24 protein-coding genes, 1 pseudogene and 1 other annotated feature are annotated in these 23,640 nt (G+C 34.3%); of the genes and pseudogenes, 2 read left to right on the forward strand and 23 right to left on the reverse strand.

Annotation, left to right across the window (positions count from 1 at the left end):
- Nucleotides 1-88: 88 nt before the first annotated feature.
- The 14 genes from DW196_RS05090 to DW196_RS05150 all read right to left on the reverse strand — a co-directional run bounded on the left by DW196_RS05090 (nt 89) and on the right by DW196_RS05150 (nt 11,536).
- Entirely contained in the window at nt 89-355 is a 267-nt protein-coding gene (locus DW196_RS05090; RefSeq protein WP_118250476.1) for a hypothetical protein, read from the reverse strand.
- 605 nt (nt 356-960) lie between these two features.
- Nucleotides 961-1,416 (reverse strand): JAB domain-containing protein, encoded by a 456-nt coding sequence (locus DW196_RS05095; protein ID WP_118250477.1) that lies wholly within the window; start codon nt 1,414-1,416, stop codon nt 961-963.
- Nucleotides 1,417-1,428: 12 nt separating this feature from the next.
- Complete coding sequence (locus tag DW196_RS05100) at nt 1,429-1,788, reverse strand: DUF1643 domain-containing protein (protein WP_118250478.1); 360 nt, start codon at nt 1,786-1,788, stop codon at nt 1,429-1,431.
- Nucleotides 1,789-1,798: 10 nt separating this feature from the next.
- On the reverse strand, nt 1,799-1,954 hold the full coding sequence (locus DW196_RS11340; protein WP_158563522.1) for a hypothetical protein: 156 nt from the start codon (nt 1,952-1,954) through the stop codon (nt 1,799-1,801).
- A 45-nt stretch (nt 1,955-1,999) separates the two neighbouring features.
- Entirely contained in the window at nt 2,000-2,287 is a 288-nt protein-coding gene (locus DW196_RS05105) for a DUF960 family protein (protein WP_118250479.1), read from the reverse strand.
- Nucleotides 2,288-2,381: 94 nt separating this feature from the next.
- The gene (locus tag DW196_RS05110) at nt 2,382-3,275 is read right to left on the reverse strand and encodes an aldo/keto reductase (protein ID WP_118250480.1); all 894 of its coding nucleotides are present in this window, start codon (nt 3,273-3,275) and stop codon (nt 2,382-2,384) included.
- Nucleotides 3,276-3,351: 76 nt separating this feature from the next.
- A complete protein-coding gene (locus tag DW196_RS05115; RefSeq protein ID WP_118250481.1) occupies nt 3,352-3,771 on the reverse strand; it encodes a MerR family transcriptional regulator in 420 nt (139 codons plus the stop codon).
- Between the two features lie 161 nt (nt 3,772-3,932).
- Nucleotides 3,933-5,264, reverse strand: a complete 1,332-nt coding sequence (locus DW196_RS05120; RefSeq protein ID WP_118250482.1) for an amidohydrolase — start codon at nt 5,262-5,264, stop codon at nt 3,933-3,935.
- Nucleotides 5,248-6,996, reverse strand: coding sequence for an adenine deaminase C-terminal domain-containing protein (locus DW196_RS05125; RefSeq protein WP_187363579.1), 1,749 nt, complete (start codon nt 6,994-6,996; stop codon nt 5,248-5,250). The genes DW196_RS05120 and DW196_RS05125 overlap by 17 nt, the downstream gene beginning before the upstream one ends.
- Before the next feature lie 16 nt (nt 6,997-7,012).
- Complete coding sequence (locus DW196_RS05130; protein WP_118250483.1) at nt 7,013-8,077, reverse strand: ABC transporter substrate-binding protein; 1,065 nt, start codon at nt 8,075-8,077, stop codon at nt 7,013-7,015.
- 16 nt (nt 8,078-8,093) lie between these two features.
- Nucleotides 8,094-9,125 (reverse strand): ABC transporter ATP-binding protein, encoded by a 1,032-nt coding sequence (locus DW196_RS05135; RefSeq protein ID WP_118250484.1) that lies wholly within the window; start codon nt 9,123-9,125, stop codon nt 8,094-8,096.
- 17 nt (nt 9,126-9,142) lie between these two features.
- Nucleotides 9,143-9,922, reverse strand: a complete 780-nt coding sequence (locus tag DW196_RS05140) for an ABC transporter permease (protein WP_118250485.1) — start codon at nt 9,920-9,922, stop codon at nt 9,143-9,145.
- Nucleotides 9,915-10,751 (reverse strand): ABC transporter permease, encoded by an 837-nt coding sequence (locus DW196_RS05145; RefSeq protein WP_118250486.1) that lies wholly within the window; start codon nt 10,749-10,751, stop codon nt 9,915-9,917. The genes DW196_RS05140 and DW196_RS05145 overlap by 8 nt, the downstream gene beginning before the upstream one ends.
- 524 nt (nt 10,752-11,275) lie before the next feature.
- The gene (locus DW196_RS05150) at nt 11,276-11,536 is read right to left on the reverse strand and encodes a DUF1643 domain-containing protein (protein ID WP_118250487.1); all 261 of its coding nucleotides are present in this window, start codon (nt 11,534-11,536) and stop codon (nt 11,276-11,278) included.
- 62 nt (nt 11,537-11,598) lie between these two features.
- Here DW196_RS05150 and DW196_RS05155 point away from each other — a divergent pair.
- Nucleotides 11,599-12,298: pseudogene (locus DW196_RS05155) on the forward strand (IS6 family transposase).
- A gap of 80 nt (nt 12,299-12,378) precedes the next feature.
- Here DW196_RS05155 and DW196_RS05160 read toward each other — a convergent pair.
- The 9 genes from DW196_RS05160 to DW196_RS05200 all read right to left on the reverse strand — a co-directional run bounded on the left by DW196_RS05160 (nt 12,379) and on the right by DW196_RS05200 (nt 22,571).
- Nucleotides 12,379-12,915: an NYN domain-containing protein gene (locus DW196_RS05160; RefSeq protein ID WP_071457611.1), complete on the reverse strand. Its 537-nt coding sequence runs from the start codon at nt 12,913-12,915 to the stop codon at nt 12,379-12,381.
- 17 nt (nt 12,916-12,932) lie between these two features.
- Nucleotides 12,933-13,748 (reverse strand): 23S rRNA (guanosine(2251)-2'-O)-methyltransferase RlmB, encoded by an 816-nt coding sequence (rlmB, locus tag DW196_RS05165; protein ID WP_118250488.1) that lies wholly within the window; start codon nt 13,746-13,748, stop codon nt 12,933-12,935.
- Complete coding sequence (locus DW196_RS05170) at nt 13,729-14,148, reverse strand: Mini-ribonuclease 3 (RefSeq protein ID WP_118250489.1); 420 nt, start codon at nt 14,146-14,148, stop codon at nt 13,729-13,731. The genes rlmB and DW196_RS05170 overlap by 20 nt, the downstream gene beginning before the upstream one ends.
- Nucleotides 14,145-15,563, reverse strand: a complete 1,419-nt coding sequence (cysS, locus tag DW196_RS05175) for a cysteine--tRNA ligase (RefSeq protein WP_071457614.1) — start codon at nt 15,561-15,563, stop codon at nt 14,145-14,147. The genes DW196_RS05170 and cysS overlap by 4 nt, the downstream gene beginning before the upstream one ends.
- Nucleotides 15,564-15,616: 53 nt before the next feature.
- Nucleotides 15,617-15,827: a binding site (T-box leader), on the reverse strand.
- Complete coding sequence (gene gltX / locus DW196_RS05180; RefSeq protein ID WP_118250490.1) at nt 15,812-17,287, reverse strand: glutamate--tRNA ligase; 1,476 nt, start codon at nt 17,285-17,287, stop codon at nt 15,812-15,814. Its footprint overlaps the feature before it by 16 nt.
- Before the next feature lie 101 nt (nt 17,288-17,388).
- On the reverse strand, nt 17,389-18,474 hold the full coding sequence (locus DW196_RS05185) for a PIN/TRAM domain-containing protein (RefSeq protein WP_118250491.1): 1,086 nt from the start codon (nt 18,472-18,474) through the stop codon (nt 17,389-17,391).
- A gap of 19 nt (nt 18,475-18,493) precedes the next feature.
- Nucleotides 18,494-19,864: a DNA repair protein RadA gene (radA, locus tag DW196_RS05190; protein WP_071457617.1), complete on the reverse strand. Its 1,371-nt coding sequence runs from the start codon at nt 19,862-19,864 to the stop codon at nt 18,494-18,496.
- 109 nt (nt 19,865-19,973) lie between these two features.
- On the reverse strand, nt 19,974-20,501 hold the full coding sequence (locus tag DW196_RS05195) for a dUTP diphosphatase (protein WP_071457618.1): 528 nt from the start codon (nt 20,499-20,501) through the stop codon (nt 19,974-19,976).
- A gap of 99 nt (nt 20,502-20,600) precedes the next feature.
- A complete protein-coding gene (locus tag DW196_RS05200) occupies nt 20,601-22,571 on the reverse strand; it encodes a KUP/HAK/KT family potassium transporter (RefSeq protein ID WP_071457888.1) in 1,971 nt (656 codons plus the stop codon).
- 247 nt (nt 22,572-22,818) lie between these two features.
- Between DW196_RS05200 and proB the strand changes: the two genes are divergently transcribed.
- On the forward strand, nt 22,819-23,625 hold the full coding sequence (proB, locus tag DW196_RS05205; protein WP_118250492.1) for a glutamate 5-kinase: 807 nt from the start codon (nt 22,819-22,821) through the stop codon (nt 23,623-23,625).
- The last annotated feature ends 15 nt before the right edge of the window (nt 23,626-23,640 follow it).

A 23,640-nucleotide genomic window follows, 5' to 3' on the forward strand; every position in this document is an offset into this window, starting at 1 on the left:
TAAACTAGCAGCTATTCTTGGAATACTTGACCTACAACTGTTCTAGAACTCTCTTATCAATTATTTAATAATTGATAAGAGAGTTTTTTTATGCTTTTAAAGGATTTACAAGAAGAATATCTACTAAAGGTTGTGTTGCAAAGTTTAAAAAAATAAGCAAATACATCCATAATTGTTGGCCTTTTTGTGTTTCTTTTTTAAGATACGGTTTCACATAATCTGCACTAATCAGTTTGGTTGGAAATGTGATCGTCAAGCCTTTAAACTCTTGATATAATCGTAACACATCATCTAATGACGTGACCTTCGCAATTGTTTGATACACCTCATTCAAACTACTTAGTTCTTTCGTCACATAAAGTCACCCTCCTTCCCATCAATTAATATTAGTGTATCGGGTTTCTTTGGCCATTGCCTGTTCGCTTGTCCACCCTATTGTCACTGACATTGACACCCTATTTGTCAGACAGTCATTCCATTAGCTTTTACTATCGATTAACCAAATCACCTCACAAATAATCGTTGTCCCAACTGTTAAACAAAATTTCACCCATTGATTCATTCTCTGTCCTCCTTTTCAGTTAATGTCGCGATGACTTGTTTCAGACATGCTATAATCACTTGTCGATAGTTATTCATTTCCATCACACTCCACGATAATGGCTGCCACTACTTTAGGACCTTGTAATAATCCATATACCACCTGATATGAGTCTTTTAGTGGCATTACGTATATCACATCATCTACCCCATAGCCATAAAAAGAGACTGTTAGGGGCTCTGATAGTCTATCTAAGCAATCTTATTGGTATTAACTCAGGAGATAGCTCGTCTTTTCCCAACTCCACGGTTTCTCCTGACCACTACTCTTGTTTTGTTTGTTTCCCAGTTTCCTGTTCATACCATTCTTTCCAATCCATTTTTCTGCTCCTTTCCTCACTATCAATATATAACGGCTGTTCATCCTAATTTTTGATGTTCACGAAATGAGTAGTAACACTCATCTCCAATAATTAAGTGGTTGAGTAATTCAATTCCAAATAACTCACTCGCTTTATAGAGTTTTTCAGTTAAACGTTCATCCGCTAAAGACGGGGTCGGATCACCACTCGGATGATTGTGTCCAATCATCAAAAGAGTTGCATTTGATAATAAAACTGATTTTAATATATCTCGAGGTACTGCGATACTTTGATTTACTGTCCCGATATGAACCAAATGAACCACCGTCGGTTCATTCTTACTATTTAAGCCAATGTTCACTAAATGTTCTCTATCCTTATTTTCTATGAATGGTCGAATCAATTCATACGCATCATCTGACGTTTGACAACGTCTTGGACCATATAACAGACTGGATTCTTTTACTAATGATAGGCTCACAATTGATACGCGTTTACTTGGTAATATAGTCATTCTTTTCTCTCCTTATAGTTTGATTTTTTTCAATGTCCATGGTTGATTTCGAATACTTGGGACAAGTAGATGAATAGGGTGATTGTCGTCATCTACAATCGCCACCACTTTGTGTTGGTTTGTCTTAGTTAATAAAGATAGAATCTCTTTCAACCGTTCCTGCGCAAATCCTTTTTGTGTCACTGCTGACCCACAGCCTACGATGATTTGTTGGACCTCTTTTTTGTTTAATACTTCTTTCAATAATTCATCTTCTGTTTCCCTATCCAGTAATGTTTCAGATAGTTTCTTTGACGAATCAATCCCTGAGACAAGGTTCGCAACTAAATAGCCTTGATATCCCATCTCAACCACATGGTTTTGAATCAACATGATAGTTAGATCATTTTCTACCCTCGCTCACTGAAACTGATTTCAAGGTAATCAATGCGACAATCGCTTGGTTTTTTGATCCCCATGTCCGTTGTAGTAAGTAACGATTCTTTCTGTCATCATTCAAAAAGACTTCATTTTTTATCGTATGTGTTTCTACTTTCATCTTGTTTCCTCCTTAATATTCTTCTGGTAGTAACATGGTTTGAGCTTAGCCATCATCAATTGCCCATATTTTTTTCACACTAAGTGAGTGGTATTCTTCAAACAAGTGAAGATGATATATCTGTTTCACTTCTGGTTTTTCTTGGCGATGAACAATCGTTAATAGTTCATGTTCAGCATCCACATCGAATTCAATGATTTGTAGGTAATCCATGGTTGGGACATTTTCTTTTGCCCGTTGTAAAATCAACTGCCAACAAAAATATTGAAGTTGATAAGGTACCGCTTCTTGAACGCCTTTTGTCACGTAATACTGATTTTGTCTATCAAACATCTCTTTTCCCCCTTCTATTTTTGTGTACACAAAAAAGCCCAACAACCTAAAAGGCTGTTGGGCTCACAGTTATAATATATATTTGAAAATTAATTTATATCAATTTATCAATCTTATCTGTTACTTTTTCTGTATCTAACATTCGTTTCATAAACCACTCAACTTGTTGAGGTTCATCATGATCAAAGAAAGCAGATTCTTTTTTATCTAGTTGAGCAATCTTTTTCATGTCCTCTTCTGACAATTCAAAATCAAAAATATTAAAATTTTCTGCCATGCGTTCAGGACGAACAGATTTTGTTAAAGCAATGATATTTCTTTGCATTAACCACCGCAATACCACTTGTCCCACCGTTTTATTATACTTTTTCCCAATTTCTGCTAATTCTTGATTTTGGAATAATTCATGTCTCCCTTCCGCAAATGGTGCCCATGCTTCTATTTGAACATCATATTTTTCATGCCATTCTTGATCTTCTATTCGTTGATGCCAAGGATTGACCTCTATTTGATTGATTTGAGGTTTTACTTCATTTAATCCAACAAACTCAATCATTTTAGATGATTTAAAATTTGATATGCCAATCGCTCTCAGTTTCCCTTCTTTTCGGGCAGTCACTAAGGCTCTCCAAGCTCCATAAACATCTCCATATGGTTGATGAATAAGATATAAATCTAAATACTCTAATCCCATTATGGAAAGTGAATGCTCTATTGTTTTCATTGCTTTTTCTTCCGGTGTTTGTAAAATAAACAATTTAGATGTGATGAATAGTTCTTTACGAGTGACGATACCTTCTTCAATCGCTCGTTTAATCCCTTGTCCTGTTTCTTTTTCATTTCCATAAATAGCTGCAGTATCGATTAACCGATATCCGACTTTTATGGCTTGATACACAGCCTCAGCGGTTTCTTCTAATGGTATTTGATAAACACCAAATCCAAGTTGTGGCATTTTGACTCCATTATTTAATTTGATTGTGTTCATATACTCGTCCTCCTAAACATTTATTAGTACATAAATTATCATAAACCTTAGAGTTCACTCCATAGCAAGTAAAAACTTATTTTTTTCTTTCCCATAATTTTTCAATATTCTCATCTGTCATCTTGCCGGCTTTAAATTTAGCTAAGTGATTATCATACGTATCAATTTTATAGACTAATAAGTCTCTTACTTCATTCATTTCTGCCAACTTCTTGTCTAGTTCACCCAATTGATCTAGTAATAATTGTTTTTGAGCTTCATCAACATCTTGTAATCCCCTTAATTGAGATAATTGTGCAAATTCAATCATCGATTCAATCGATAAGCCTGCACGACGTAGATTTTTTGCCAAGTAAATCCAATTTAAGTCTCTTATTTGATAATCTCTATAACCACTCTCATTTCGATTGACTGGAGGAATAACTCCCACTCGTTCGTAATAACGTAATGTATCCGTACTCAAGTCAAACATCTCTGCCGCTTTTTTGATATTCATATTCATATCTCCTCATATTATTAATATAATATGATTATAAACCTTAGACCTTACTTCATAGCCACTCATTATTTTAGTAACATATAAAAAAACCGTATCATATATAAATATAGTTTGAATAACTTAAATTTACATTTAAAGTTTCATATACACATCATATATTAATATGGTCTTCTTTGTATTCTTTCAATTTCTTCTCTAAACTCATCCATTTGAGTATTTAAATTACTTCGCAATACTGATAAATCTTGCTCAACTAATTGCTTTTTCTCAACAACACGTTCGCCATTAATCCATGTACTTTCGACATTACTAGCATTTGCTGAATAAACCAACACTGAGTATGGGTCAAAGATAGGAAACATATTAACTGAGTTGGTTTCGATTAACATCATATCGGCCTTTTTTCCAACTTCTAAGCTACCAATTTTATGATTCATTCCTAATGCTTTCGCTCCACCTTTTGTTGCTAAAGCAACAATTTCTTTTGCAGGAAATGCTGAGCGATCTTTCAAATGTGTTTTTTGAAAATTGGCCATCATTTTCATTTGAGTAAACATATCTAAAGTGTTTCCACTACTTGGACCATCTGTTCCTAAACCCACAGTCACTCCCTTATCAATTAGTTGTTTAATAGGTGCTACACCTTTAGCTGACTTTGTATTCGCTCCAATACAGTGAGCAACACTGACTTTTCCCTTAGATTCTGATAATAGTTCAATTTCTTCATCACTCAATAAAATACCATGAGCCATAATCAGATGACAATTTAGGAAACCTAATTCTTCCAAAAATTCAATAGGAGTTTGCTTATATAATTTTTGTAACTTAGCTAGTTCGTAATCCATTTCTGAAACATGCATCATAATTGGTGAATTCATTTCTGAACTAATCATCACTATTTTTTTCAGAATATCAACACTATTTGTATTAGTAGCATGTGGCGCAATCATGGGTGTAACTAAATCAGAGTTTTGCCATTTTTCTATAAATAGACGAGATCCTTCCACTGCTTCGTCTGCAGTTAAATAATCACATGTTGGCATGTCAATAATTGTTTGTCCTAAAAAACCACGCATTTTCATTTTTTCACAGCTAATAGCAACAGCATCTTCAAAATAATACATATCAGAAACTGTTGTTGTCCCAGATAACATCAGCTCTGCCATGGCATACTCACTACTTGTTGAAACTAAATCCTTTGTCATCACTTTTTCTAATGGAAATAAAAAACGTCTTAATCGATCAGGTATATCATCTCCTAAAGATCGAAAAGGAATCATCCCCAAATGAGTATGAAGATTAATAAACCCAGGTAGTAATATACTATTATTAGCATCTACTTCCTGATAACCTTCTTTTAATATTGGTTCTTCTCCCATATGTCCTAACTGTTTAATTTGGTCATTCTCAATTAAAAGATATCCTTTTTCATACACACTAAATTCATCATCCATTGTTAATATGTATGCATTCTTAATAAGTGTTTGCATTTAGTAACGTCCCATCTTCTTCATGTATAAGAGAGTAAAATTCTTGAGTCTTCGTATCAAGCATTCCCATATCTGTTACTTTAATTGCTGGTGAAACTGGTAGTGATAACGTTGAAAAAGACATAATTTCATTCATGTTTTTATAACCAAGCTGTCTCATACTTTGTCTTATTTCTTTTACTTTTAAACCAAGAATTGAAATTGGTGCTGTTGAAATAATACCACCTAATGGCAACGGACAACTCCCAATGATGTCATTATTCAAAGAAACACAATAGCCTCCTTTTATATCCAGTAGCTCGTGCTGTACCTTGAGTAAGTCTTGCTTAGTATTTCCCATAATCATAATATTATGATGATCATGTGCCCAAGTTGTTCCAATAGCACCTTTAGAATCAATCGGTTTTTCAACCAATGAATAAGAAATATTACGATTCTTTCCATATCTCTCCATCACAATTAATAGCGAACAATCTGCAGTTTCCCAATCTAAACAACCATCAATAACAGGAATTTCTTTTGTAATAGGTTCTGTAAACGTTCCTACTTCAAATTTACGAATGACCTGGCAACGTACTTTCTCTAAATCAGTCTCAACTTTTAGTGTTACATCATCTAGTGTCAACTTTCTAGTAGATAATGTATCAAAATAATGACTTGGATAGTACGCATAGTCATACTCTTTTTTGTCTTGTTTGCCAATATCTGTTCCATAGACTTTTCGACCTTTTTTATAAACTGTTTTTATATTAAACGTCTCCAAATCGTCTAGTAAGATAAAATCTGCTAATTTGCCTGGAGCAATGATTCCACGATCATTCAAACTCATTCTTCTTGCTGGAGTATAAGTCGTCATATAAATCGCTTTTTCTATTGGTAACCCACATGCAACAGCCTTTCTTAAATTAACATCTAAATGACCATCTAACAATTCATCTGCCATGATATCATCGGTCACAATACTGACATATTCATAAAAATTATTTTCCTTTATAACAGCTATATTCTCTTTCGTCAGTGATTTTGCTTGTAATTGGACAAAAACACCATTTTCAATTCGTTCTTTTAACGATTCTGGAAATTGATGTGTATGATCTGATGAGATGCCACTATACAAGAAGTCAGATAATTCAGTTCCTTGAATTTTTGGACAATGACCTTCTAGAGGCATTGTCGGTCTTTTTTCTTGAACCAAACGAATAATTTGTGCAATGAGCGACTCTCTATCATATGAGATACCTTTAAAATTCATTGCTTCGCCCAAACAAATAACGTTTGGATTTCTAAGTAATGTTTCAACTTCTCCTAATCCAATTATGCCTCCTGTTGTTTCTAAAGACGGTGTTGTTGACGGAACTGATGAAGGGATTGCATGAAAGATATCAAGCTCTGTTTTAGCTGACATAAAATAATCCAATCCTTCATTACCAAAGACATTACCAATTTCATGTGCATCCGCAATAACTGTTGTTACACCAAATGGTAAAACTGCATCTGAAAAATTCTCTGGTGTACACATTGAACTTTCAATATGCATATGACTATCAATCAAGCCAGGAACCATAAACAGTCCCTGGCCATCAATAATAGTATTAGCTATAATTGTTTCTTCTTCAACATTAGAAATATGATAAATTTTATCTTTTTTTATATACACATTTTTTTTAAAAAATTTTTGTGTCACAGTTTGAAACAAAGACACATCCTTAATTTGAATATCCACCACAATCATGTCTAATACCCTCTTTTTATTGGTTCATAATTTTATTCCATCGATCTAGCCAAGTAGATAAATTGTCATTCACAAAATTAAAATCGACCATTTTGGCTCTATTAGCAACTTCACCGTATGTTTTATTACCTTGTTCTTCTTCAGATAATGTTACTTTTTTATTAATCGGTCCTTCATTTAAAGAGATTGCTTTTGTTTTTTGACTTTCTTCACTAATTCTATAATTAATAAATTTATATGCTAATTCTTTATTAGCTGATGCTTTCGGTACATTAATGGTATTATAATTTGCGTAAGTTCCTGATTTTGGAACAACATACTCTAGAGTATCAGAAGATGATTTGATAATATCAACTGCAAAATCAGCTACAACTGCTGCCTCAATTTCTCCTGCTTGAAACATGTTCGCCAAATCTGACGATTTTGTATAAGTTTTTGTTACATTAGGCTTTAAATTTTTCATTTCTGAAAATGCTGCCTCACCTTTATCCGATGTAATATCTGTTTTAGCATGATCACTTGCTACATATAACATTAATGGTCCCGCTGTTGTTGAAATATCAGGAACTGAGATTTTCCCCTTTAAAGCAGAATCCCAAAGATCATCCCAGCTCGTAATTTCTTTGCCGATTTTTTCCTTATCGTAAATAATCCCGATACTATTTACAGCAATTGGAATACCCCCACCATTTTCAAAGACTTCTTTTGCTCCATCTGTTAATTCCGCCAAATTTGGGACTTCTTTTTCACTTACTTTTTCAAACATATCTGATGTATTACCTTCTGTTGAATTAGCTTGTGATAGCTCAATAACATCAATATTCGCTTTTTTATTATTTTTTAGTTTAGTAAATCGATCAGAACTATTACCTAAATCTAAAGTGATTTTAGCTGAATATTCTTCTTCAAATGGTGTAATAATATCTTTTTTAACTATATCTTCACTTAATCCAAATGTAGAGACAACCATCGATTGATCTGCCTTTTTATTACTCTCTTTTTTTATATTTGCCTCGCTGTTTCCACAAGCAGTTAATACTAGTAGCGCAACCGCTGAAATAGCTAATAAACCCTTTTTCATTTTATATATCCCCTATCTATTTATTTAATAAAATAATTTTTTCTTTTGAAAAATCCAACCCTATCTCTTGACCAACTTCATACATTTGATGGTCATCCCCATTCACTAACAATGACCCAATCTCTGTTTCAACTTCATATTGGTAACTCTTGCCTAGAAATGTTCTAACCAAAATACGTCCTTTGATAAGACCTGCTGATGAGATAGAAATATCCTCTGGTCGAATTGTTGCCATCAAATCTCCAGTTAATTTGACATAACGTTCAGAAACAAGTAGTTCTACTCCAGATTCAGTCATAACCACTAAATCTTTCTTTTTTACTTTAAAGAAATTTTCAAATCCTATAAATCGAGCAACAAATTCTGTTTTAGGATAACGGTAAATCATTTCAGGTGTATCGTATTGTTCAATGATCCCTCTATTCATAATTGCCACGCGATCAGAAATAGAAAAGCACTCTTCTTGATCATGAGTAACAAAAACAGTTGTAATGCCTAGTTTTTGTTGAATTCGTTTAATCTCAATTCTCATAGCAACACGAAGCTTAGCATCCAAATTACTTAACGGCTCGTCTAATAGTAACAAGTCGGGCTCTACTACTAAAGCACGTGCTAAAGCTACCCTTTGTCGTTGCCCTCCTGATAACTGTTTGGGATATCTCTTAGAAAAGCCATCCAATCCACAAGCTGAAAGCATCTCTTCTACTTTCTTATCAATCACTTCTTTTTTTTCTTTACGAAGTCTTAATCCAAAAGCAACATTTTCTTCCACCGTCAAATGAGGAAATAAAGCATAACTCTGAAATACCATTCCAAACTGACGTTTATGCACAGGAACGCTGGTCAAGTTTTTATTATTAACCATAAAATCCCCACTAGTTGGTTTAATGAGCCCTGCAATAACTCGTAACGTCGTAGTTTTACCACAGCCACTTGGGCCAAGCAATGAAACCAATTCTCCTTTTTCCATTGCAATACTTAATTCTTTTAAAATCGATTGTTTACCATCATAGCTCACATCAATATCTTTTAATTCAACAAACGACACAAAAATCTCTCCTTAATTTATGAAATAGAAGCAAGTCCTAATGTTTTTTCAATAATAACCATCATTACAACTGTTAACAACATAATGATGACAGATAAAGCTGAAACAGTGGGATCATAGTTATACTCCATAAAACTTAATATAGAGGTGGGTAACATATTAACACCCGGACCTGATAAGAACATGGACACTGGAACATTGTTGAAGGAGTTAACAAAAGCCAACATAAATGAAGCAAAAATGCCAGATGATATGTTAGGTAACACAATTTTTATGAAAGCTTTTTGTCTAGTACAACCTAACGTCCAAGCCGCTTCTTCAACGGAAACATCCATCTTTTCCAAACTAGAACCCACTACTCGTATAATATAAGGCAAGCTAATCAAAAAATGCCCTATTAATAAACCTATAAAAACTGAAAAACCTAACTTAATCACAATCCATTGAAATAAGACATAACCAACTACAATTCCTGGAATAATTGTTGGTGACAGGAAAAAACTTTTAAACTGACTTTTCCCAGTTATTTTATAACGATTTAAGACATACGATATAGGAATACCTATCAACAAAGCTAGTAATGTTGCTAAAACGCCTATCGTTAAACTTAATTTAAAACCAGAAATAAAACTTTCTGTTTGAAAAACATTTAAATACCAGTCCAAAGTAAAACCTTTAATAGGAAATTTAATAGCTGACTCTGTTCCAAATGATGTAATGATTATAAGTAAAAGAGGTAAAAATAAAAACAAAAAAACAAAAATTGCAATAATCGTCATACCTTTTTGTTTACGCATGCTGGTCAACTCTCCTATCTGCTTTTTTTACCAACCAGTTTAACCCTTGCATAACAAGGACTGTAATAAAAATCATAATAAAGGATAAAATACTTGCTTGAGTCCAATCTCCTAATGTATTAGCTTTTTGATAAAGTAAGGTAGATAGTACCATTTTTTGATTTCCTCCTAACAACTGTGGAGTTGTATAAGCTGTCAAAGTCCCTGTAAAAACCAACGTACTCCCCACAATTGCTCCGGGAATAGAAAGTGGTAAAATAATTTTTCTAAATGCTACGAAAGGACTTGCTCCTAATGTTTCAGCTGCCTCTAACATCTCTGGTTCAATACTTTCCATAACGCCAATTAACGTCATAATCATAGTTGGTAAAAATAAATAAACCGAGCCAATGATAATAGCAAATTCTGAATAAAGTAAATTTAATGGTTGTTCTATAATATGTGACTTTAATAAAACAGAGTTAATAATACCATTTTTACCTAAAATGTTAATCCAAGCAAAACTTCTAATAACAGAATTGGTTAATAATGGAAAAAGTGTCATCGCCATTAACAGACCTTTCCACTTTTTATCCACACCAGCAATAAAATAAGAGGTAGGAATCCCTAATAACATACAAATAACCATAACAATGACAGAAATACGAACCGTTCTTATCACTACTGATTGATTATATGAATCCTTAAAAAAAGAAGTATATTGACTAAATGTTAAGTCACCTTCACTAAAAAATGTTGGAATTAAACTTGTTAATAAAGGAATAATCATAAAAAATAAAACAATAATCGTACCTGTTAAAACAAATAAATACGGAACTTTCTTTTGCATATAAAAACTCCTCGTTCGTTTTTTGACTCAATGAATTATAATTCATTTTTTAATTAAAATCAATACAATAATAAGTCCAATATTTAAAAAAGTTCGATTTTAAACATATTTAGCTAAAAAAACAATAAAAAATGAAAACACAGCACAAAAAAACCTATTAACCACCGAACTAAACCTTATTAAACTATATATAAAAAAACACTATCATTATTTTTTTTACGAACTTTTAACTAATATTCCCAAACAATAATTTCTGTTTACATCTTATGACTTACCTATTTTTCATTCTATATACTATTAAATTAGGTCACTGTCATTAAATAGAATAAATTGGATACCATCATCAAAAGAAATATTTTTGATACTCAAATAACTTCCAATACATATCGTGAACCGACAATTCTTTAATTTGCTGTCCCTATGTGTTTCCAATGAACCACTATTGATTCGTTATTACTATTTAAACAAACACTTACTAAGTATTCCGTTCAACCTTTCCTGCGCAAACCCTTTTTATGCCACTGCTACCCACAGCCGATGATGATTTGTTGGATATCTTTTTTGTTTAATACTTCTTTCAACAATTCATCTTCAATTTCTCTATCAAGTAGTTTTTCTGATAATTTCTTTGTCGGATCAACTCCTGAAACAAGATTAACAACTAGATAACCTTTGTAACCCATATCAACCACATAATTTTGAATTAATATCGTCGTTAAATCATTCTCTAATCCACTTGCTGATACTGGTTTCAAAGTAATTATGGCAACAAAGTTGTGTTTCAAAGTTTAATTAAGGACAATTTTTCGATATAATGACTTTAACTAAAATTACTGGAGGCACGATAATGAAGAAATATTTTAAAAGAAAACAATACGACTATCGAATTATTATTGAAGCCTTTGGCCTATACTGCCATTTTCCTTTAAGTTATCGTGATTGTTCCATTATCATGAAAAAATATAGCAATAAAGTTAGTCACATAACGATTTATAGGTGGGTGCATCAATACGGAAAGTTGCTGTATCACATTTGAAAAAAGAGAAATAGAAGGTAAAAGCTAAGTGATTCCTGGAGAATTGACGAGACGTATGTCAAAGTTAAAGGGAAAAATCGTTATCTTTATCGTGCGATTGATTCAAATGGAAACACTCTAGATATGTGATTGCGAACTCATCGCGATACAGTCTCTACTAAAGCTTTTATAAAGCGGCTCATTCGAGATTACGGTCAGTCACGTTCAATTGTGACGGATAAATATGCTCCTTCACTCAAGGCAATTAAATAACTGAAAGAAAAAAAGGATTCTTGATCGAAAAGTTAATCATTGAAAGTCCAAATATCTCAATAATATATTGGAACAAGACCATCGACAGGTAAAGAGTAGACTTCCCTATGGGAATAACTTCCAATCTACGTACACTGCTGCAGCAACTATCAAAGGAATTGAGGTTGTTTCAGCACTATACAAAGAAAGTCGAAGAGAAATTAACCTCTTCGACTTTTCCCCATGGGATGAAATTGAAAATCTACTTAAAGCAGCATAGACCATTGATCAGAATTTGGATGTATTTGCTTATTTTTTTAACTTTGCAACACAACCTCCTATTTGACAAAGAGCCTTTGTTTAATGATACATTAAATCATCAAATAACTCTTGTAGTGTTTTGACTTGTTCTTGATTCCAAGGACTATTTCGCCTCAAATTTTGATATTGGTAGTCTTGTGTGTCAGAATGAATTTCTTTTTCCACTTCTTTAATTGAATTAAATAGCTCTCGTGCCGATACTCGTAATGCTCCTTGAGAGAAAATCACCCATTGTTCTGCTAAATCACTTGTTGCCACGCGAACAGTGGTCAATGCATTCATTTTATTAGGCACTTCTCGCTCAATATAAGTATCAGCCGTTTCATCTTCTTTTGTAAAAATAACCGTCAAGCCATACTTGTCATATGTTTGCTGAATTCCAGGAACAAGTTGGGCATCAAATACAACGATGATTTCGATTCCTTTATACTTTGCATAATTGGATAAGATAAATAATAATTGGTCTCTAGCGTCACCTAGTTTATCTTGTTTTTTCAAACGATTTAACTCAGGCCAAGCACCAATCATGTTGTATCCATCAACAAAGAGGACTTGATGTTTTAATTTTCGTGTCATGTGATGCCCTCCATAATTTATCTCCTTTTTCTATGCACTTCATACATTAATAAGCCAGCTGCAACGCTCGCATTGAGACTTTGAACATGTCCATCTATCGGAATGGTAATCATCTCGTCTACTTCTTTTTTAAGTGCTTGTCCCATCCCTTTTCCTTCATTGCCAATAATTAAAGCAATGTCTCCTGAAACATTCCACTGTGTATAATCTGTGCCTTCCATATCTGTCCCAAATACCCAGATGTTTTCTTTTTTTAGTTCCTTAACTGTTTGCGAAAGGTTTGTCACTCGTGAAATAGGAATATGCTCTACCGCTCCTGTCGAAGTTTTTACTACCACTGGTGTCACTCCCACTGCACGATGTTTTGGAATAATCACACCATCAACATTTACTGCATCAGCTGTTCTTAAGATAGAACCTAAGTTATGTGGGTCCATAATGCTATCTAAAATTAAGAAAAAACGATTTTCTTTTTCTTTGGTTTTTTCTAGTAATTCTGATAACGATAGGTATTCATATGGCGTAATTTTTAAGACGATGCCTTGATGATTTAAGCCATCCACCATTTCATCTAATTTAGATTTTGGTACCCATTTGATAGACACTATCTTCTCTTGAGCCAATTGTTTAATTTCTTCAATTTTATTTCCTTTAATGTCTTCTTGTAAAAATAGTTTATTGCCTCGATTGGCTTGCAGTGCTTCTATTGTGGCATGTTTTCCTAACACCACATCATCCATTTCTGGTGTTGGCACATCTGCTTCTTGTTGATTTTTGTTATCAAATTTTGGGCGTTGTCTATCTGGTCTTCGTTTATTTTGAGGTTTTCTCATTATTTTTTTCTCCTATTGTCTGAATACACCATGCAATAATTTCTTCTAAGCGTTCTTTTCGCTCTGTTAAATGTAGATACCCCATCAATGCTTCAAATCCAGTTGATGATCGATACACAGCAATCGACGTATTTTTGGCACTCGTATGACTTTTAGCATTACGTCCACGGCGATAGATATCTTGTTCTATTTCAGTTAATAAGTCTTGCATCATCATTTGTTCAATCAAATAATGTTGTGCTTTTGCTGAAACATAATGTGTTGCTAAACGGTGTAATTGATTCGGGCGAGTTTGCCCACTTTTTACTAAATAATCGCGAATATATGTCTCATATATGGCATCCCCCACATAAGCTAGTGTTAACCCACTTAATAAGGTATAATCTTTTTCATTTGTCATTCACTTCTACTCCATCTTGTTCCTTGAGGGGTATCTTCTAAAATAATCCCTTGTTCTTTTAATAAATCACGTATCTCATCACTTCTAGCAAAGTTTTTTTCTTTACGAGCGGCATTTCTCTCAGCGATTAACGCATCAATGTCACCGTCTAATAAATCCGTTTGATTAACAAGTTCAATCCCAAAAATAAGCATTAGTTTTTCTAATGTTTCTTGGTAAGCCGTGATAACTTCTTTTGACACCGCATCTTCTTCTAGATAACGATTCAAGTATTTCACTAATTGATAAACAACCGTGATACCGTTCGCGGCATTGAAATCATCGTCCATCTCTGTGACAAATTCTATCATTAATGAAGACAACTCTTTTAACCAATCATGGTCGTTTTCTAAAGAATCCACTGCTGTTTCTAATCTAAACGTTGCATTATTGTAACTACTTTTTATACGTCCTAAATTAGTCGTTGCTTCTTTGATGGTTGTCTCATTGAAAGGCATTGGTCGACGATAATGTGTCGTTGATAAAGCGAAACGCACCACTTCTGGTGACACATCTTTCATCAAATCATGTGCGGTAATAAAGTTGCCAAGTGATTTACTCATTTTTTCACCTGATTCACCTACAGTTAGATACGCATTATGCATCCAATAATGAGCAAACGTTTCACCCGTTTTCGCTTCACTTTGAGCTATTTCATTTTCATGATGAGGGAATTCTAAATCCTGTCCACCTGCATGAATATCTATTGTATCACCTAAATGTTTAGTTGCCATCACAGAGCACTCAATATGCCAGCCTGGACGACCTTTTCCCCAAGGTGAATCCCATGATACTTCATGCTCTTTTGCTTCTTTCCATAAAGCAAAGTCTAGCGGGTCTTCCTTTTTAGCTGATTCAGCACCCGTTCTTTGACTCGCACCTGTCTCTAATTCATCAATACTTTTATTACTTAATTTACCATATGGTTCAAATTTACGCGTACGATAGTACACATCTCCTTGTGACTCATAGGCATATCCTTTTTCAACCAACACAGAAATAAAGTCGATAATGTCATCAATATGATCAACAACACGTGGATGTAAACAAGCTGGTTGCACATTTAATTTGCCAGTGTCTTCTTTAAATGCGTCAATAAATTTATCTGCTAATTCTTTGGTTGAAATACCTTCTTGATTCGCTGTCTTAATAATTTTATCATCCACATCTGTAAAGTTAGAAACATAATTAACTTTGTAGCCCCTAAATTCAAAATAACGGCGAACAGTATCAAATGCTACGGTACTTCTAGCATTTCCTATATGAATGTAGTTATAAACAGTTGGTCCGCATAGATACATGCTGACTTCATTTGGTTTAATTGGCACAAAATTTTCTTTTTTACGACTTAAAGTATTATAAATTTTTATTCCCATGATTCTCTCCTCTCACAAACAAAAAAGCACCCTTTAACAATACACATATACTGTTAAAAGACGCTCTCACGTGGTTCCACTTTTTTTCATTCACTTTACTTAGTGAATCTTTTTGATAATGTAACGTCTATCACACGAGACTAACTACTTATTTCACTAGTCCTACTCAAAGAGGCATTTCACTGATATATTGCCACTTGTTTGCACCTACCACAAGCTCTCTAAAGACACGATATCACTTACTTTTCTTATCCTTGTATTTCGTTTAATGCTAAATTAATATGTTCAGTTGCTTGATCTTTACCTAATAAAAGAATCGTTTCTGCTAATTCTGGACCATGCATTTGACCACTCACGGCTACACGAATTGGCATGAACAGTTTTTTACCTTTAGCACCTGTTTCTTTTTGTACAGCTTTAATTGCTTTTTTAATTGCTGGAACATCAAATTCTTCTAAGTCATTTAATTCTTTTTTAAATGCTTCTAATACTTCTGGTACTTGCTCATCTGATAAGACTTCTTTAGCGGCATCATCAAATGTCAATGTATCATTAAAGAATAAACTGGATAATTCAACAATTTCTTTTGCATAACTCATTTGTGGTTGGTAAAGACTTACCAATTCTTCCACCCATGCTTGTTTTTCAGCTGATGGGTTTTCTTCTACTAAACCTGCTTCGATTAAGTATGGTAAAGCCATCTCTGCCATTGTTTTTCTATCAAGTTGTTTCATGTATTGATTGCTAATCCACTCAAGTTTTTTATTATCAAATGCTGCAGGCGATTTACCTAAACGATCTGCATCAAAGATTTTAATAAACTCTTCTTGGCTAAAGATTTCTTCTTCACCCACTGGAGACCAGCCTAGTAAACTAATAAAGTTAAACATCGCTTCTGGTAAGTAACCTAATTCACGGTATTGTTCGATAAATTGTAGGATCGTTTCATCACGTTTACTTAATTTTTTACCTGTTTCAGTATTAATGATTAATGTCATATGACCAAATCTTGGTGGAGTCCATCCAAATGCTTCATAAACCATTAATTGTTTTGGTGTGTTCGCAATATGATCATCTCCACGTAAAACGTGTGTAATTTTCATTAAATGATCATCCACAGCAACCGCGAAGTTATATGTTGGCATACCGTCACGTTTTAAAATGACAAAATCGCCACCAACACTATCAGATTCAAATGTAATGTTTCCTTTTACAATGTCATCAAATGTGTATTTTTCGCCTTTTGGTACTCTAAAACGAACAACTGGTGTAATTCCTTCAGCTTCTTTAGCTGCTTGTTGTTCCGGTGTTAAGTGAGCACATTTTCCGTTGTAACGTGGAATTTGTCCACGACTACGTTGGCTCTCACGTTCTGTTTCTAATTCTTCTTCGGTACAGTAACATTTATAAGCTAAATTACTTGCTAATAATTGATCTACTAATGGTTGATAGATATCTTTTCTTTCAGATTGACGATAAGGACCGTATTCACCTGGCTTATCAGGTGACTCATCCCAGTCAATATTTAGCCATGCTAAGTTATCTAACTGACTTTTTTCTCCGTCTTCAATATTACGTTTTTGGTCTGTATCCTCTATACGAATGATAAAATCACCGCCATGATGACGAGCAAATAAATAATTAAATAATGCTGTTCGAGCATTTCCAATATGCAAATGACCTGTTGGACTTGGTGCATATCTGACACGTACTTTATTTCCCATGGTATTACCTTCCTTGTTCACGTATTATCGCTTCCTATGTTTCTAAGTTTACATGCATTTACCCAAATAGTAAAGGCACTTTCACAAGAGTTTTGTAACCTTTAATCAGCATTTATCGTTGTTTGAGAATGACTTGGTTTTGCAAAAATCATTCGACCAGCAGCCGTTTGTAATGCACTCGTTACAATGACATTTATTTTCTTGTTCATAAAGTGTTTACCATCTTCAACCACAACCATTGTTCCATCATCTAAATAAGCCACACCTTGCTGGCGTTCTGTACCATCTTTCATCACAATAACATCCATCGTCTCACCTGGAATAACAACTGGTTTAACAGCATTTGCCAAGGCATTAATGTTAAATACTGGCACATTTTGAAATTCACACACTTTATTTAGGTTGTAGTCATTTGTAACCACAATACCATCTAACATTTTAGCTAATTTAATCAATTTACTATCGACTTCTTGAATGTCTTCAAAATCACCTTCATACATTTCAACCGATATATTTTCTTCTTTTTGCAAGGCGTTTAAAATATCTAACCCCCGACGCCCACGAACGCGTTTCATACTATCCCCTGAATCCGCAATGTATTGTAATTCATATAAAACAAAATTTGGGATTAATAACGTTCCTTCAATAAAGCCAGTTTTTGCAATATCATAAATACGTCCATCAATAATGACACTTGTGTCTAAAACCTTGTATTTATGAAAATAGTCATCAACACGACGATCAAGAATTTCTTCCGAAACTTTTTTGGATTTTGGCACAAATAATTTCTTAAAGTCCTCTGTTTTCATGGTGCCCACTCTAAATCCTAAGTACCCTGTGATTAACATAATAATTGCCGGAACAATTAAAGGGAGTGAATAAAATGGAATCGAAATAAGTGCTCCTAATAATAACCCAATAATCGTACTAATACTACCAAACAATAAATCAGATAAACTTTGTTCTGTAATAAATTTTTCTATTTTTCTTAAACCTGATACTAAATGTTGTTCTGTCAATGTAGCGATAATTGCAAAAATAATTGCTCCAATAATTCCATTAGTAATATCATTATTTAACCAACTTAATGTATCTTGGTTTGTTGCCTTCCATAATAATGGGAATAATGCCACACCTAAACTAAATCCAATTAAAGCCATAACAAGCGCGTAAATTTTTTTCTGCATACTATCTCTCCTCCTTTACTTAAGAAAATACTTTAAATAATGTTTCTGATAATGTTTCGACACCAATCACTTCAATGTCTTTAGGTGGTGTCCAACCTTGCAGATTATTTATTGGAATAAACACACGTTTGAAGCCTAATTTTTGTGCTTCGCCAACACGCTGTTCAATTCGGTTCACTCGTCTAATCTCACCAGTTAACCCAATTTCACCAATAAAACAATCTTGAGGAGAAGTCCCTTTATCTTTGTAACTTGATGCGATACTCACTGCGATGGATAAATCAATCGCTGGTTCATCAAGCTTCACTCCACCAACTGCTTTTAAATAAGCATCTTGGTTTTGTAATAATAATCCAGCACGTTTTTCTAACACAGCCATAATCAGTGACACACGGTTGTAATCTAGCCCTGTTGCCGTTCGTTTAGCATTTCCAAAAACAGATGGCGTTACAAGTGATTGTATCTCTGCCAAAATAGGACGCGTACCTTCCATCGAACATACAATCGCTGAACCTGTCGCCCCGTCAATTCGCTCTTCTAAAAATGCTTCTGATGGATTTAACACTTCTACTAATCCAGCTTGCCTCATTTCAAAAATACCAATCTCATTTGTTGAGCCAAAACGATTTTTTACAGCACGCAGTATTCTGAAAGTATGGTGTCTATCTCCTTCAAAATAAAGTACTGTATCCACCATATGTTCAAGCATCCGTGGTCCTGCAAGCGAGCCTTCTTTCGTCACGTGTCCTACAATGAAGATGGCAATATTGTTTGTTTTAGCAATTTGCATTAACTCAGCCGTATTCGCTCGAACTTGACTCACACTTCCAGCAGCACTCTCTGTTTCAGGATGAACCATCGTTTGAATCGAATCAATAATCACATAATCTGGTGTTAATTGCTCAATAACTTGCTTGATTCGTCCCATATCTGTTTCAGGATAAACATAAAAATCATTGCTACCATCAGCCAAGCGTTCCGCACGCATTTTTATTTGTTGTGAACTTTCTTCACCAGAAACATATAACACAGTTCCCTTTAATAAGCTTAGTTGTTGAGACACTTGTAATAGTAAAGTAGATTTTCCAATACCAGGGTCTCCACCAATTAACACCATAGACCCTGGGACAACTCCTCCACCTAACACACGATTTAACTCACCTAACTGTGTTTTAACCCGTGGCTCTTTTTGAGCAGTCACTTCTTGAAGTTTTTGGGGTTTGCTCACTTCACCTGTCAAACTAACTCTGCTATGTCTAGTTGGAACCTCTGAGGCGATTTCTTCAACTAAAGTATTCCACTCTCCGCAATTAGGACACCTACCTAAATACTTTGGGGAAATATAGCCACATGTTTGACAGACATATTCACTTCTTTTTTTCTTTGCCAAAAAATCATCCTTAATTTACAATTTTTGCTTTTTTATTAGGTATTGCTAATACACTTTATTTTAACATAAATCATCCGATTCTAATAAAGAGTCCATTTCATCTTAAGAATTATTTACCAGATGAACCAAATCCGCCAGTGCGTTCTGTTTTAGCCGAGTCATTATCTGCTTTTAAGAAGGGTAAAAAGATCCCTTGAGCGATTCGATCTCCTTTTTTGATGTGCTTATCTGTTAAACCAAAATTTAATAATTGAATCATAATATGCCCTTCATTTTCTGCATTATTATAATAATCACTATCAATAATCCCTACACCGTTTGTTAACACTAAAAAATTTTTTAACGGGTTACTTGAACGATTGGCAATTTGTAAAAACTCATCGTCACCCATATATGATTTTACTCCTGTTGGAACAAGCGTTGCTTTTAGCTCTTTTTGCATGTTAGCATCCACTGTTAACACCTCTTTTGATAAAACGGCTTTTAATACTTTAGCAATGCCTTGCCTCCAAATACTTGGAATCACAATATCAACAGCCGACTCAAAATCATATCCTGCAGCACTTTTAGTTGCTCTTTTTGGTAAATTAATGTCCTCAAATGTTGATACTTTTTCAAACCCTCTTACTTTACTCATAGTTTACCTTCCTTTACTTCTAATTTCTTTAATCCTACCCGAAAACAGGGCAAATAAAAAGAGTAAAAATAAATCTTACTCTTTCTTTTATTAATTGTCTTACTCGTCATCGTCTTCATAAAATTCGTTGACCTGAACTTGCCGTAATGTCACTTTATTTTTCTTTGGTTGAATCACAAGTGGCACATACTCCATAATCACATCACTATATTCTAATCCGTACCATTTAGCTGGATCAACTGCTGAACGCTTAATGCCAAGTTTGGCTTGCATCACTAAAGTATCTAACCAGTTTAATTCGGTCACACGCGATAGTTCTTCACGTATCAATACAAATGAAAAATCTCCCGTATCTCTTCCTGGTGTAATCGAATATTTTTGAGGTTGTTTTGGTAACTTTCCTTCATTCATCAAATCATGGACAATCTGTCTTAAATAGACATTCACCTCTTGCGGCATTTTAAATCCTAATCGTAATTGTACATTCACGATGTAATCCGTCTCCATCATATCCACATAATATTCCTTAGTGTATGGCTCATCGGTAACAAATACATTCACGAACCAATACACTTTCGCACGTTTCGGGCTTTTATCTAAAATTGAATACATGATTTCTCGATTAATTAAATGACCCTTAATTTTAGATGTTAGAAAGACCAAATTAGTTTGAAGTTGTGGCCAATCCGTATCATCTCTTAACTCACCTAATTGCTCTTTGTAGTCATATAAGGAAATTCGTTTAGATGTTGCTTCCGTGATGATATTTCCACGATGCCAAATGAGCATGACGAGGAAAATAATTAACGCGATTCCTAATGCCACATAGCCTCCATGCATAAACTTAGATGCACTGGAAACAAAGAAGATACTTTCAATTACTGCAAAAAAGATAAAAATCAGATACGCTAGTGGCCTTGGGGTTCCTTCCTGTAGTAAGTAAACAAGTAACAAGATAGTTGTCATTAACATTGTAATGGTGATTGCTAATCCATAAGCAGCCTCCATACGAGCAGATGTTTGAAAGCCAAACACAACAGCTAAACAGCCAATCATTAACATGTTATTAATCCCTGGAATATACAATTGCCCCTTTTGGTCAGTTGGGTAAATAATTTTCATCCTTGGTAGTAAACGTAATTTAATCGCTTCTGAGGCCAATGTATACGAACCAGAAATTAATGATTGTGACGCGATAATCGCCGCAACTGTGGCAAAAACCACCCCTACAACAGTCAGTGCTTGTGGCATCATTCTAAAGAATGGATTAAGCATATCCATATTTTGATACTCAGGCATATCTTTAACACGGATAATCCACGCTGCTTGACCAAAGTAATTTAAAACTAAACAGACTTTGATGTATGGCCAACTTACACGAATATTTTTTCTACCAGCATGCCCCAAATCTGAATACAATGCTTCTGCTCCAGTTGTTGCTAGAAACACGCTTCCTAAAATAAGTATTCCTAATTTATTTTCTCCAGAAAACAATAAATGAACAGCATAATATGGGTTTAGTGCACGAATAACTGAAAGATTTCCCATGAAGTTTGATAGACCAATTAATCCAATAAATGTAAACCAACCAAACATAATCGGCCCAAACAGTGTGCCGACTTTTTTTGTTCCTAATCGTTGTACCATAAATAATGAAAAGATAATAATAACCGTTATAATGACAATAATTTGTTGACTATCGCCAAACGTCTCGTAAAAAGAAGGAATCCCTCTAAGGCCTTCAATAGCCGTTGTGACCGTCACTGCTGGCGTTAAAATCCCATCAGCGAGTAATGTCGCCCCACCTAACATTGCAGGATAAAGCAAATAACGACTATTCTTTCTAACTAATGTGAAAAGTGAAAAAATACCACCCTCACCGTGATTATCAGCGTTTAGTGCAATCATGACATATTTTATCGTTGTCAATACAGTTAATGTCCAAAAAACTAATGATACCGCACCTAAGATAAACGTCTCTGATACGTGGGCTAGTCCTCCATTTCCATCCACAATGGCTTTCATAACGTACAAAGGACTGGTTCCAATATCTCCATAAACAACTCCCATAGCAACAAGCGTTCCACCTAATGTAAAACGATCTATAGCTTGTTGATTAGATTTTTGACTCACTTTTTTCACTCCTCATTTCTTTAAAAAGTTAGTATTCATGACAATCATATACTCATTTTTTTTAAAGTCAACACTCAAATAAAAAAATTCATTTTCTATTAGTGGAAACACAATTAAAAATAAGTTATTATAGCATGGATAGACACTAAAAAAAATAGTCATTAAACAAAAAAGAGGGATTACTTTGGAGAGAAAAAAATTATTAAAGGAAAGTAAGCGACTCGTTATTAAAGTCGGGACCAGTTCGTTGGTTCTACCAAATACAGAGATTAATTTACGAGCAATCGATCAATTAGCTTTTACACTCACATCACTTAGACAACTAGGGTACGAAGTCATCTTAGTTTCTTCAGGTGCGATTGGTGTTGGAATGAAATTACTTGGTTTAGATAAACGACCTGAAACAATCGCAAAACAACAAGCGGTGGCTGCAATTGGTCAATCGGAACTGATTAAAATATACACACAACGTTTTGCAGCCTACTATCAGCAATCTGCCCAAGTGTTATTAACTCGCGACGTGATTGACTTTCCAACAAGCAGACAAAACGTCATTAACACATTTGAAGAACTGCTTAATATGGGAGTGATTCCTATCGTTAACGAAAATGACAGCGTGTCGGTTGATGAATTGGACCACTTAACAAAATTTGGCGACAACGACCAATTATCTGCTATTGTATGTAGCTTAGCTCAGGCTGACTTATTACTGATGTTATCTGATATTGATGGGTTTTACGATGATAATCCACAAACAAATCCAGAAGCTCAACTTTTCTCCCATATTTCTGAAATTACAGATGTTATGAAAATGGCAGCAGGTGATAAGGGAAGCGAGTTTGGTACTGGAGGTATGGCTAGTAAACTAAAAGCAGCAAAACGAGTTCTAGACAATCAATCTCAAATGATTTTAGCTAGTGGAAAAGATCCGGCTATTTTATTTGATATTTTAGAAGGCAAAACAATAGGGACACTTTTTTCAAATAGGTGATAAAAAGGAGGAGTT

It is taken from the genome of Vagococcus sp. AM17-17, from assembly GCF_003471765.1.
In the GTDB taxonomy this organism is placed as follows: Bacteria; Bacillota; Bacilli; order Lactobacillales; family Vagococcaceae; genus Vagococcus; species Vagococcus teuberi.